This window comes from Segatella maculosa OT 289 (assembly GCF_000243015.1).
GTDB classification, from domain to species: Bacteria; Bacteroidota; Bacteroidia; order Bacteroidales; family Bacteroidaceae; genus Prevotella; species Prevotella maculosa.
The window spans coordinates 1-13,239 of record NZ_JH594514.1; the positions used below are offsets into that span (position 1 = coordinate 1).

11 protein-coding genes are annotated in these 13,239 nt (G+C 49.5%); 9 read left to right on the top strand and 2 right to left on the bottom strand.

Annotated features, from left to right (window positions below; all coding sequences use genetic code 11):
- Nucleotides 1–554: 554 nt before the first annotated feature.
- On the bottom strand, nucleotides 555–2,330 hold the full coding sequence (locus HMPREF9944_RS12050; RefSeq protein WP_008566620.1) for an ABC-F family ATP-binding cassette domain-containing protein: 1,776 nt from the start codon (nucleotides 2,328–2,330) through the stop codon (nucleotides 555–557).
- Between the two features lie 3 nt (nucleotides 2,331–2,333).
- Nucleotides 2,334–2,930 carry a ribosome biogenesis GTP-binding protein YihA/YsxC gene (gene yihA, locus HMPREF9944_RS12055; protein WP_008566621.1) on the bottom strand — a complete coding sequence of 199 codons (597 nt, stop codon included), beginning with the start codon at nucleotides 2,928–2,930 and terminating at the stop codon, nucleotides 2,334–2,336.
- Nucleotides 2,931–3,000: 70 nt separating this feature from the next.
- Between yihA and HMPREF9944_RS12060 the strand changes: the two genes are divergently transcribed.
- The 9 genes from HMPREF9944_RS12060 (at nucleotide 3,001) to HMPREF9944_RS12100 (ending at nucleotide 13,178) form a co-directional block, all read left to right on the top strand.
- Nucleotides 3,001–3,984: a Gfo/Idh/MocA family protein gene (locus HMPREF9944_RS12060; protein WP_008566623.1), complete on the top strand. Its 984-nt coding sequence runs from the start codon at nucleotides 3,001–3,003 to the stop codon at nucleotides 3,982–3,984.
- Between the two features lie 9 nt (nucleotides 3,985–3,993).
- Nucleotides 3,994–5,070 (top strand): DUF4421 domain-containing protein, encoded by a 1,077-nt coding sequence (locus HMPREF9944_RS12065; protein ID WP_008566624.1) that lies wholly within the window; start codon nucleotides 3,994–3,996, stop codon nucleotides 5,068–5,070.
- A gap of 470 nt (nucleotides 5,071–5,540) precedes the next feature.
- A complete protein-coding gene (locus tag HMPREF9944_RS13165) occupies nucleotides 5,541–5,723 on the top strand; it encodes a hypothetical protein (RefSeq protein WP_008566625.1) in 183 nt (60 codons plus the stop codon).
- Nucleotides 5,724–5,781: 58 nt separating this feature from the next.
- Nucleotides 5,782–6,504: a DUF6630 family protein gene (locus HMPREF9944_RS12075; protein ID WP_008566626.1), complete on the top strand. Its 723-nt coding sequence runs from the start codon at nucleotides 5,782–5,784 to the stop codon at nucleotides 6,502–6,504.
- Between the two features lie 164 nt (nucleotides 6,505–6,668).
- Nucleotides 6,669–7,691, top strand: a complete 1,023-nt coding sequence (locus HMPREF9944_RS12080) for a sugar kinase (RefSeq protein ID WP_008566627.1) — start codon at nucleotides 6,669–6,671, stop codon at nucleotides 7,689–7,691.
- 17 nt (nucleotides 7,692–7,708) lie between these two features.
- A complete protein-coding gene (locus HMPREF9944_RS12085; protein WP_008566628.1) occupies nucleotides 7,709–8,380 on the top strand; it encodes a bifunctional 4-hydroxy-2-oxoglutarate aldolase/2-dehydro-3-deoxy-phosphogluconate aldolase in 672 nt (223 codons plus the stop codon).
- A gap of 31 nt (nucleotides 8,381–8,411) precedes the next feature.
- Nucleotides 8,412–11,858 carry a sensor histidine kinase gene (locus HMPREF9944_RS12090; protein WP_008566629.1) on the top strand — a complete coding sequence of 1,149 codons (3,447 nt, stop codon included), beginning with the start codon at nucleotides 8,412–8,414 and terminating at the stop codon, nucleotides 11,856–11,858.
- Nucleotides 11,855–12,580: a DUF5932 domain-containing protein gene (locus tag HMPREF9944_RS12095; protein ID WP_008566630.1), complete on the top strand. Its 726-nt coding sequence runs from the start codon at nucleotides 11,855–11,857 to the stop codon at nucleotides 12,578–12,580. The genes HMPREF9944_RS12090 and HMPREF9944_RS12095 overlap by 4 nt, the downstream gene beginning before the upstream one ends.
- Nucleotides 12,570–13,178: an AbgT family transporter gene (locus tag HMPREF9944_RS12100; RefSeq protein WP_008566632.1), complete on the top strand. Its 609-nt coding sequence runs from the start codon at nucleotides 12,570–12,572 to the stop codon at nucleotides 13,176–13,178. The genes HMPREF9944_RS12095 and HMPREF9944_RS12100 overlap by 11 nt, the downstream gene beginning before the upstream one ends.
- The last annotated feature ends 61 nt before the right edge of the window (nucleotides 13,179–13,239 follow it).

Below are 13,239 nucleotides of genomic sequence, written 5' to 3' on the forward strand. Positions count from 1 at the left end.
GAGGAGAAAAAGAAGAAGAAGAAAAAAGAGGAAGGGGGAATTGGGCAGCACGGGAATTAAAGCCCTCAAACCCACCCCCGGCCCCTCCCGAAGGGAGGGGAGGAGCCTCCCCCCAGCCCCCTCCAAAGGAGGGGGAGCTGCGAGCTTGCGGGCAATTAGTTTGTACGCTGTTTGTGCTCCCCTCCTTCGGAGGGGCCGGGGGAGGCTCCTTGGGGCTCCCGGATTTTAGGAGGCCTTCCAGCGGGAAGCCTCTCTTGGGGAGGGCGCACGACTTAACAGCATTTAATCAAACTCAAAATCAAAATCCATTTTATGATTAACTTGCTTGTCTGTGTTGCCCTCCCCGTTTTAATACACACCCGGGAGCCTCACCCAAAAGCCCACCCCCAGCCCCTCCCAAGGGAGGGGAGAAGAGAGCTTGCGGGCTAATGATGGATAATGCATTATAAACAAAATAGACCTTGTGAACTGAAATGTTCGCAAGGTCTATTTGCATTTTACTCCCCTCCCTCTTCGGGGAGGGGTCGGGGGAGAGGCTTTTTGGAGTGGGCTCTCTATATCTCCGAAAGCTCCAGCCACCGCATGCTTTTTTCGTCTAATTGGGCTTTTAACAAGGGCAGTCGTTTGCTTTTCTCTGTTAAGTCTTCTACCGACAAGAGGCCGGAACACAGGGCTTCTTCAATCGCTTGGCATTCGTTTTCCAATTGCTCGATTTCTTGCCCCAGCTGTTCGAACTCCCGCTTCTCCTTGAAGGTCATCTTTCGGCGGTCGTCATGGTGATAGTTGACCTTTGTTTTTGTTTCTTTCGGCTTGGTGGTTTCGGTTTCTTCTTTCGATTTCAGTCGGCTCCACTCACGATACTGCGTGTAATTGCCTGGGAAATCTGAAACGTTCCCTTCTCCCTTGAATACTAGAATATGGTCGATGACTTTATCCATGAAGTAGCGGTCGTGGCTGACAATGATGACACAGCCGGGAAAATCCTGCAAATATTCTTCTAATACTTGCAAGGTTTGAATGTCGAGGTCGTTCGTGGGCTCGTCTAAGACAAGGAAATTAGGGTTCTTCATCAAGACCGTACAAAGGTAAAGTTTGCGTCGTTCGCCTCCGCTGAGCTTGTAGACATAGTTGTGTTGCTGTTCGGGGGTGAACAGGAAGTATTGGAGGAATTGGCTCGCCGTCATGTGGCGGCCGCCACCCAAGTCGATGTAGTCGGCGATGCTCGTGATGACGTCGATTACCTTTTGCTGCTCATTAAACTGTAATCCCTCTTGTGAGAAGTAGCCGAAGCGCACGGTCTCGCCTATATCAAACCTTCCACTGTCGGGTTTCACCAAGCCCAGCAGCATCTTGATGAAGGTAGACTTCCCCGTTCCGTTATTTCCCACGATACCCATCTTCTCGAAGCGTGAGAAGTTGTAATAGAAGTCTTTCAGGATGACATTCTCCGGGCCCCATGCCTTGCTCACGTATTGACATTCGAAAATCTTTGAGCCGATATATACGTTGCTTGCCTTCAAGCGCACTTGCCTTTCATCGATGCGTTGCTTCGCTTTCGCCTCCAAATCATAGAAAGCTTCTTCGCGATACCGGGCCTTGTGTCCGCGAGCCTGTGGCATGCGCCGCATCCAATCGAGCTCTTTGCGATAGAGATTGTTGGCGCGTGCAATCTCGGCCCTCGTGTTGTCTATTCGTTCCTGCCTTTTCTCAAGGTAATAGCTGTAGTTTCCGCGATAGGTATAGATGGTCTTATTGTCAAGTTCAAGAATGATATTGCAGACCCTGTCTAAGAAGAAACGATCATGTGTAACCATTAGTAACGTCTTGTTGCCACGGTTCAGATAACCTTCAAGCCACTCTATCATTTCCAAATCCAGATGGTTCGTTGGTTCGTCTAAGATGATAAAGTCGGGTTCTGTTATTAAGACGTTAGCCAAGGCGACACGTTTCTGTTGTCCGCCACTTAGTTGCCCCATGGGTTGCTGTAGGTCGGTAATCTTCAGTTGTGTCAAAATCTGCTTGGCTTTCAGTATCTTTTCCGGACTTCCTCCATGGTTGAAGCAGGCATCAAGCACACTTTCTTTCCTGTCGAACTGAGGGTTTTGTTCCAAATAGCCTATCCGTAGATTGTTGCGATAGATGCATTCTCCGCTGTCTTTGCCTTCTTTCTCGGTGAGAATGGAGAGCAGCGTAGACTTTCCTGTTCCGTTTTGTGCAACCAAGCCTACTTTCTGTCCCTCGGCAATGGAGAAAGAAATGCTGTCGAAAAGAACATGTGCCCCGAAGTGCTTGGTGAGGTTTTGAACGTCAAGATAGGGTGTCTGTGCCATTGACTACAATGTATTGTTGATTTCTTCGATATAGTTTAAGAGTTCTTCGCGTCCCTGTTTCTTCTCCGAGGAGGTTATATAATAAGGTGGAAGCGTTTCCCAACGATCTTTGAGTCGGTCGAGCCATTGGGCGGCATTTTGCTTGGCTTTGCCGGGGGTGAGCTTGTCGGCCTTTGTAAATACGATAGTGAAAGGAACATTACTCTCGCCCAACCAATCTACAAACTCACGGTCAATCTTTTGTTGCTCGTGGCGCACGTCAATTAGAACGAAGACATTGACCAATTGTTTGCGCTGCAAGATGTAAGAGGATATCATCTGTTCCAACTTCTTTTGCACGGTTTTTGAACGTTTGGCAAAGCCATATCCCGGAAGGTCGACCAAGTACCATTCATTATTGATGATAAAATGGTTGATTAGAAGTGTCTTGCCCGGAGTCGCAGAAGTCTTGGCTAATCCCTTGTGATTGCAGAGCATATTGATGAGGCTTGATTTCCCGACGTTTGAACGTCCGATGAAAGCATACTCGGGCTTATTGTCGGCGGGACATTTTCCAACGGTAGGGGAAGAAATGACAAACTCTGACTTCTTGATATCCATATTGTGTCTGCTTTTTGTTTGCAAAGATAGTAAAAAATATTATCTTTGTAGACAAAATTCGCATTATAGTATGAAGCTTATTAGTTGGGGATTTATCGGCTGTGGCGAAGTTACAGAGAAGAAATCGGGTCCTGCTTTTAATGAAGTTGAGGGCTCGCATGTAGAGGCCGTGATGAGTCGCAGCGAAGAGAAAGCGCGTTCCTATGCGGAGCGTCATCACATTCGCAAGTGGTATACCGACGCCCAAAAACTTATCGACGACCCGGATATCAATGCTATTTATATAGCAACTCCGCCCTCGAGCCATGCCACATTTGCTATCATGGCCATGAAAGCCGGCAAGCCCGTCTATGTGGAGAAGCCTTTGGCAGCCAGCTATGAAGATTGTGCCCGTATCAACCGCATCAGCGAGGAAACGGGAGTGCCTTGCTTCGTGGCCTATTATCGTCGTTACCTTCCTTATTTCCAAAAGGTGAGAGAAATTCTCTCGCAAAATATCATCGGCAATGTGACTAACGTCCAGATACGCTTTTCCGTTCCGCCGCGCGATTTAGACTATGCAAGCACGGAGAATCTTCCATGGCGCTTGCAACCGGATATTGCCGGGGGAGGCTACTTTTACGACCTTGCCCCTCACCAGCTGGATATCTTGCAGGAGCTTTTCGGCGTAATCACGCGTGCTCACGGTTATTGTGCCAACCGCGCTCACTTGTATAAGGCCGAAGACACAATCAGTGCCTGCTTCTTGTTCGCGAACGGACTTCCGGGAAGTGCATCGTGGTGTTTCGTAGGGCATCAGAGTGCGAAGGAAGATTGCATAGAAATCATTGGCGACAAAGGCTCGCTGTCGTTCTCGGTCTTCAACTATGAGCCCATCAGACTTGTTACGAGCGAAGGCGCAACCGATCTTGTCGTGCCCAATCCGCCTTACGTGCAATTGCCCATCATCAAGGCCGTGATAGAAGATTTGCAGGGTTTCGGGGCCTGCACGTGTACTTCGGTAAGCGCGACGCCCGTCAATTGGGTGATGGACCGTATCTTGGGCAAGTTCTGACATTGCACGATGAACATTAGAACAGCTGCCACAATCCTTCTCTTATGCCTGCTCGCATCGGCTTCCGCAGCCGAGCGTCATCTGCGCAATAAGTTCTTGGATAGGCTCTACAGCATCGCCAAAGACTTTTCCCGACTCGACACCAACTACATCGAGCCGCAGAAATATAACTATGCGGTCATGCTGCAGAATACGAACACCTACGAGATGTACCGTATATCCAACGGCAACCAGCAAAGTGTAGACTTGGCACCGGCCCCCAGCTACAAGGTCGGCCCTTACTTCGGATGGAGATGGATATTCCTTGGCTACACGTTGGACGTGACCCACTTGGGCAGCCGCAACAAACGCACAGGAATCGACCTCAGCCTCTACAGCAATCAAATCGGCATTGACCTGTTCTATCGCACGACCGGAGACGATTACCATATCCGCAGGATAGAACTCGGCGACGATGCAAAGATTGACGTCAGCCCGTTGCGGGGCGTGGACTTCGGCGGATTGCACGCCAACATACGCGGTTTCAACCTCTACTATATTACCAACCACAAGAAATTCTCGTATCCTGCGGCCTTCAGCCAGAGCACGCGCCAAATCCGAAGTACCGGATCGCCCATTCTCGGCGTCGGCTACACGCATCACCGCCTCTCCATGGACTGGAAGACGCTACGCGATGTCGTGACGGCGCATCTGGGGCACAAGCCCGAATTCGAAGACCTTGCCATGAACTCGTTTGCCGGAACGGTGAAATACGACAACTATGCCGTCATGGGCGGCTACGGCTACAACTGGGTGTTCGCCCGGGACTGGCTGTTCGGTGCTTCGCTCTCGGCCTCCTTGGCCTATCTGCACACCATCAGCGAAGAAGAGAAGCAGCAGGGAGCGTCTGCAAACATCTTCCGGATTAACAAGTTCACCGTCGACGGCATCGCCCGCTTGGGTTTGGTTTACAACAATGCCAAATGGTTTGCCGGCGCGAGTGCCGTCTTTCACACCTACAACTACCATGAAAAGGAATTTTCCACCAACAGCGTCTTCGGCAGTGTCAACTTCTATGTAGGTTTCAATTTCGGAAAGAGGAAATGATACCTGCACGCAGCGTGCGAAACGGCGGTCGGTCCGCCCATTTTAGCGGATAATCATGGTTGAGATTAACGCTCAATGTGGTTAAGAACGAGTCGCAAATAAATTTTCTCCCGTATGCAAATAAATTTATATACGGGAAGAAATTTCACGCCATACGGGAAGAAATAAATTTCTATACGGGAGAAAAAATATTTTCATACGGGAGAGAATAGAGTTTCATGCGGTTGAAACTGTAGTTTCATACGGTTGAAATTCGAGTTTCATACGGTTGAAACTGTAGTTTCATACGGATGAAAATTTTACGGCATACGGAAGGAAATTTTTCAGCATGCGGGAGGAAGAAAATTTCCTTGCGGGAAGAAATAAATTTTCTCCCGCATGAAAATAAATTTATATACGGGAGAAAATTTCACGGCATACGGGAAGAAATTTCGGGGCTTACGGGAGACGGTGATGCAATCTACTGTATAATGCGGCGCAGACGGGGTCCCGATACGCCACATATAGGCACTGATACGATGGAGATGGTGCACCGATACGGCGAATATGGCGCGGCAATATGGAGCATGTCAGGAAAAAGTCTTATATTTGCAGTGGGCAAATGCGGTGAAATCGTTTTCTTCGGGCAGATGATGGTGTGCCGGGTAGAATAGGAAGACGATTTTGGCCTTGCAAAGCCGCATTGGTATGAACTTCTAAACAGAGAACGATATGAAAGAGAAACTGGTGAATGTGTGCGGAAAGCTGGTCGGTGTTGCCCTTGTTGTCTTGTTCGGATGGGGGACCGTGGAAATGTTCCGGCAGGGTGCGTGGGTGCAGGGCACCATATGCGTGGCGGGCATGCTGCTGTTCGGCGCTCCGTTGGTGATACCTCTCTTTTCTCGCCCCGCAGAGCCGGAACCGGTTCCATTGGTGCCACAGATAGATTTCCCTACGGATAAAGATTCTTCACGGGAACTTGCGAAATGGGTTGCGGCCGAAGAGACCGACGTGATGCAGATGGTTGAGGAGCTCCTCGCGTCGCCCGAAGCGTTCTGTTCGGCACAGGCCACGCGTGACGGGGAGTACGCTGACGAATACCGCGAGGTGTCGGAGTCCTATCACGACAAGCCCGACCTGTTGTGCAGCGAGGGGCTGCGCCTTGTGTTGGAAGAGACAAAGGTCATTGCTATGTTTGACTGGAAAGAAATGCTGGAAGAATTTGTTGACCAGATGACGGAACTCCGGCGGGTGCAGACGTATGGCTTGCCCGTGCCGAAGGAGCAGTTGGACGAGGCGGCCGATATTCCGCATTGGTGCCACGCACTCAACGAGCTTTGGCAGCCGTTGGGCTATCAAGCGATACTCCTCGACACAAAAGGCGACGAATATCTCGTGGCCGTCATGCACTACACCTCGCTTCCTCCTTATCCCGATGATATGTTCTGGAAATGAACTTGTGCAGAGGAGATGTATGGCCTGTCGGTACGCAGTGAGGTTTACACGGGAGATGAAGAAGCGTGCCTTCACTTTTCTTGCGTTTTGTTTCTCTGTTTCACGATTTATCCGTATATTTGCGGCGACAAACCGATTAATCTATAACAAACATTAGAACAGACATGAGTAAAATCGTTACATTAGGCGAAATCATGCTTCGCCTGTCGCCCGAGGGGAACTATCGCTTTGTACAGACAGACAGTTTCAGGATTATTCCCGGCGGTGGCGAGGCCAACGTAGCCGTTAGTTTGGCGAACTATGGGCACGAGACTTTCTTCGTTTCCAAGCTTCCGACGCATGAAATCGGACAGATTGCCGTCAATGCCTTGCGGCGTTACGGTGTCAACACGGAGCATATTGCGCGCGGCGGCGATAGGGTAGGGCTGTATTATGCCGAAACGGGGGCAAGCATGCGCCCTTCAAAGGTGATTTATGACCGGGCAAACAGTGCCATTGCTGAGGCTGAGCCCGGAGACTTCGACTTCGATGCCGTTATGGAAGGGGCCGACTGGTTCCATTGGAGCGGCATCACGCCGGCCCTCAGCGATAAGGCTGCCGAGCTGACGCGACTGGCGTGCGAAGCGGCTAAGCGACATCACGTGACAGTGTCGGTGGACTTGAACTTCCGTAAGAAGCTTTGGACTTCCGAGAAAGCCATTTCCGTGATGCGTCCACTGATGCAATACGTCGATGTGTGCATCGGCAACGAGGAAGATGCGCAACTTTGCCTCGGCTTCAAGCCCGATGCCGACGTAGAGGGCGGAAAGACCGATGCTGAAGGCTACTATGGTATTTTTAAAGGCATGATGCAGGAGTTTGGTTTCAAGTATGTGGTTTCGACCTTGCGTGAGAGTTTTTCTGCAACGAACAATGGTTGGAAGGCACTTATCTATGATGGGAAGACGTTCTACCAAAGCAAGCACTATGATATCAATCCGATTATCGACCGTGTGGGTGGTGGCGATTCGTTCTCTGGCGGCTTGATTCACGGCATGCTCACCTATAAGGATCAGGCCAAGGCCTTGGAGTTCGCCGTTGCGGCAAGCGCCCTGAAGCATACCATTCCCGGAGATTTCAATTTGGTGTCGGCCGAAGAGGTTATGAGTCTGGCTGAAGGTAATGCCAACGGCCGTGTTCAACGATAAAAGATAAAAGATAAAAAATGGCAAGATTCAATAAAGTAGAAGTGATTACGGCGATGAGGGACACGGGCATGGTTCCGGTGTTCTTCAACAGCGACATTGATGTTTGCAAGAACGTTATCAAAGCTTGCTATGCAGGCGGCGTGCGCGTCTTCGAGTTCACCAACCGGGGCGATTTCGCCCATGAGCTATTCGGCGAGTTGGTGAAGTGGGCAGCGAAAGCGTGTCCAGAATTAATACTTGGCGCCGGGACGGTGATTGATGCTCCGACCGCAGCTTTGTATCTTCAGTTGGGTGCGAACTTCATTGTCGGGCCAAACTTTAATCCCGAAATAGCTCCGGTCTGCAACCGAAGACTGGTTCCTTATTCTCCCGGCTGCGGAAGCGTCAGCGAGATGAGCGACGCACAGGCGGCAGGTTGTGACGTAACCAAGGTATTTCCGGCCGGGAACGTGGGCGGTCCTTCCTTTGTCAAAAACGTATTGGGGCCGTTGCGCTGGAGCAATATCATGGTGACGGGTGCCGTTTCTCCCGATGAAGAGAACCTCACGGGCTGGATAAAGGCCGGTGTGCTTTGCGTCGGGATGGGCTCGAAGCTGTTCCCCAAGGAAGTCATTGCGGCTGGGAACTGGCAGGCTATCACGGATAAATGTGTTGAAGCATTAGGATATATTGCTAAGGCTCGGAAATAAATGTTATCATATAAAAGACTTCCTGCTCTTATTGTTGGCAGGAAGTCTTTTCTTTCTTTCAGCTTGCAGCCCTGAACACAAGGCGGAGGTAGACAGACTGAATGATGTTTCTTATGCATTCCATTATCGTAATCTGGATTCGACAGCGCATTATGCCGACAAGGCTTTGGCTTTAAGCTCCGACTATAGCAACGGACGTGCAGAAGCCTTGAATAACCTCGCTTTCGTGTGCATCATGAGAATGGATTATGACCGTGCATATCGATTGTTGGACAAGGCTACTTCAACTACAGATAACCAGATAGAGCTTTTGGTGTCGGACGTGCAATGCATGCGTTTGTGCCAAAGGCAGTCACGAAACAAAGACTTTTACACCTACAGGGAAAGCGCATTGCGCAGGCTGCACCGGATAAAGGAGGAGCAAGAGCACCTTACACGGCGACAGCTTTTGCGGATGACCTATGCTACGTCAGAGTTTGATATTGTCAGTTCAACCTACTTTTATTATATTGGCTTGAAGAAACAGTCGGCCGATGCTTTGAGGAACATCGACCCATACGGTGCTATCCGGCAAGATACCGCCCAACTGCTCTCCTATTATTATAATGTAGGTTCGGGCGGCATCATCACCCATGGGACAAGTCATGAGATTGCACAAAAGGAATTCGACTATTTAATGCGGTGCTACCTGCTGGCCCGGCAGCATGCTTATCCGTTCTGGGAGGCAAATTCCATGCAGGCCATCAGTGAGCATTTACAAGATGCCAAGCAACGTGACGGACTGATAGCTGCCAATCTCCCTGCAATGAAGTTCATCAATACGGACTATATGCCCGACTCTCTATTGGCCGGTAATCTGGCACAACGCTCGCTTGATATCTTTATCAAGTATGGCGATGTCTACCAAATAGCGGGAGCCTATCGAACCTTAGCCCAATGCTACTGGCATATTGGAGATTATCATTCGGCAAACATCTGTCTGAATGACGCGTTGCACCGTGATACGGTCATAGAGCGGGCACCCGACCTGGTTGCCTCTATCCGTGAGCAGCTGTCGTTGGTTTATTCTGCTATTGACAATAAGACGTTGAGCGATTACAACCGGAATATCTACCTCGATATGCAGGAAAAGACGCGACAAGATCGGCAGCTTGAAGCGCGTGCCGAGCAGCTTGATAAATCTGCTGCAACGCTGAACATCATGATTGCAGCCGTGATTGTCATGATTGTCTTGGTGATACTCCTTTTGATTGGCTTCGACAAAATGCGATTGCGGAACGACAACAAGTTCTCCATGGAGCATTTGTTGGAGCCTTTGAAGCGGTGGCAAAAGGAAGAAGAGGCTGACCGGATGAAGCAGGAAGATAATTTTGAGCAGATAGACGAACGGATACAGATGGAGAAACTGTATTTGTCGGACAATCTGAAAAAGAACATTGAACAGAGAGCCAAAATGGCACTTGTCAACAGTATCACGCCTTTTATCGACCGTATCATCAATGAGATAAAACGTTTGCGCGAACGTAAGGAAGAGGTTGCCCTGCGTGACGACCGTTATGCCTACATCAGCGAACTCACGGACCAGATCAATGAATATAATAATGTGTTGACTCGGTGGATACAGCTACGCCAAGGCCAACTGAGCATCAAGGTCGAAAGCTTTGCCCTGCAAGAACTGTTTGATATTGTTGCCAAAGGAAACATGGGGTTCAGGCTGAAAGGAGTTGATTTGGTGGTGAAGTCGACCGATGCTGTCGTTAAGGCCGACAAGACCCTCACGCTGTTCATGCTCAACACGTTGTCCGATAACGCCCGAAAGTACACGTCGCCAGGCGGGCATGTCATTATTTCGGCCCGGACGATGCAGGAGGCGGTTGAGATTGCCATTGAAGACGACGGGCGAGGTATGACGGAAGAGCAAACAAAGCATTTGTTCGACCATAAAACCATCGTTGATGAAAGCCTGAAAGAGGGTGAGGTTGTGTTTTCAGAAAGGTCGCACGGATTCGGCTTGATGAACTGTAAAGGCATTATAGACAAGTATCGCAAGACCAGCAATATCTTCTCTGTGTGTTCCCTTTCTGTGGAAAGCGAATGCGGAAAGGGAAGCCGCTTCATCTTCAGGTTGCCTAAAGGTGTCTTGCGCTTGTTTCTTTTTCTCTCTTTGTGCTTTGGTTCGGCTTCGCTGTTTGCTTCTTCTTTTCTTCTGAAACGGGCGGCAGCATTTGCCGACAGTGCCTATTTCAGCAATCTGAACGGTCAATATCGAACAACTTTGAGTTATGCCGACAGCTGTCGTACTTATCTGAATCGGTATTACAAGTCGTTTCGGCTTGCAGAGCCTGCCGATACGATGTACGATGTGGGCAATGAAGTGGTTCCGGCTGAAATAAATTGGTTTCACCGTCGCTTGCGTTTCGACTACAATGTCATACTTGACATTCGCAATGAAGCAGCAGTGGCCTGCTTGGCACTGCACAAATGGGATGCCTATCATTATAACAACAGGGTGTATACGCAGTTGTTCCGAGAAACCTCGGCCGATAATGGATTGGCAGAATACGTGCGTGTGATGCAACGGTCGGAGAACAACAAGAATGTGGCTATCATTCTGCTCATTCTGCTTCTGATTTTGATTTTCCCGGCCTATTATTTTCTTTACTATCGTCATCGGTTATATTACCGATTGGCCGTCGACCATGTCGATAAAATCAATTCGGTCTTGCTGTCTCCACGTTCTTCGCAGGAGAAACTCGATAAAATAAACAAGATATGGGCACAGGCCAGCATGCTGCTTAAGACATCCGACTCAAAACTCAATGATGTCGTCGGGCAAATCCGCTTGGCATTGGCCAACAGTATTGAAGACGAAAATGAACAATCAACGCATATCGAGTTGGCCCAGGACGAGTTGCATCGATTGATTTATGAAAACCAGCGGCTGCATATCAGTAACAACGTCTTGGATAACTGCTTGTCAACATTGAAACACGAGACGATGTATTATCCCTCGCGTATCCGTCGGTTGGTTGATGAGCCAGATAAGGACTTGAATGCCATCAGCGAGGTCGCACTTTATTATAAACAGCTGTATGCATTATTGAGCGAGCAAGCCATGCTCCAGATTAAGAGCAATCTGAAAGTGGACGACAGGTTGGTCGGTTATCTTTTTTCTCTCTTGAAAAAAGCATGCGGAGAGGAATATGTCGCTAAGACTACAGAAGAGAAAGATGCCGTCTACAATCTGGTGCGCTTAAGGTTCCCGTCCTTACAACTTTCCCAAGCGGAATGTGCCGCGTTGTTCACACCGCTATCTATAGACATCAGCTATATGGTGTGCCGGCAAATCGTAAGGGAAATCGGTGAGACGACCAACCTCCGTGGCTGTGGCATTCAGGCAATCCGGCTGCCCGGTGCGGGCGGTACGCTCATAGAGGTTGTATTGCCTCGCAAAATGAAAATAAAACATGACTTATGAATAACTTTAAGATTATTATTGTTGAAGACGTACCATTGGAGTTGAAGGGTACTGTTGGGATTATCCACAACGATATTCCCGAAGCCGAAATCATCGGAACTGCCGAGAATGAAACAGCTTATTGGAAGCTGTTGAAAGCGCAACTGCCCGACTTGGTACTGCTTGACCTCGGTCTTGGCGGTAGTACGACCGTCGGTGTGGAGATTTGCCGCCACACCAAAGATACGTATCCCGACATTAAGGTGCTGATATTCACGGGTGAGACACTGAACGAAAAGCTTTGGGTCGACGTTTTGGACGCCGGTTGCGATGGTATCATTCTCAAAAGCGGCGAACTCCTTACGCGTGGAGATGTATCCAGCGTCATGGACGGTAAACGGTTAGTCTTCAATCAGCCTATTTTGGAAAAGATTGTATCGCGTTTCAAGGCGAGTGTAAGCAATCAACTGATGCGTCAGGAGGCCTTGGTCAACTATGAAATCGACGAATACGACGAGCGTTTCCTGCGACATTTGGCCTTGGGCTACACAAAAGAGCAGATAACAAACCTTCGGGGCATGCCTTTCGGTGTGAAGAGTCTGGAGAAGCGGCAGAACGAGTTGGTGCAAAAGCTCTTTCCCGACGGCAATGGCGGCTTCGGTGTGAATGCAACGCGTCTTGTGGTGCGTGCACTTGAACTCAGGATTTTGGATATTGACAACCTACGGCCTGATGAAGAGTAAGCAGCGACACCGTTTCTTGGGTTATTGCATGGTGGCGTTGGCCGTCGGTCAGCTCATCGTGATACTGTTGTCGTGGCTGCTTTCTGCCGCCATGCCCGATTTGATGATTCATTCCCTGCTGAGCAGCGAGGGCATCCGCTGGTTCTTCGGTCGTTTCTCTTATAACGTGGCAACACCCATGACCACATGGCTCATCGTTGCTACCATTGCCTATGGTTGTATCTCGTCGTCGGGCCTTCTCGGTTTGCACCGTCCTTTTGATTTCCGGCAGCGGTTGGCCCTTCGTCTGATGGCTTTGGAAATCGTCATCTTTGTGCTTGTGCTTGCATTGCTGACACTTGTTCCCCATGCCGTGCTGTTGAGCATCGACGGCTATGTCTTTTCGGGTATCTTGTCAGCCAGCATCATTCCCTATGTTTCGTTCTGTGGGTGCGTGGCTTCAGTCAGCTATGCCCTCATGTCGGGCAAATGCTCGTCTGTGGAAGATGTTTTCAACATGTTCTGCATAGGCTTCAGGAAACTTGCTCCCCTTTTTGTGCTCTATGTGCTCGCCACACAATTGGTCTGTTCCGTCCTTTTTGTTATCTCCGCATGGTGACCTTGCCTCCCATCTCAACTGTTTTACGCACAATACAGTCACGATGAAGATGTAGAGACGC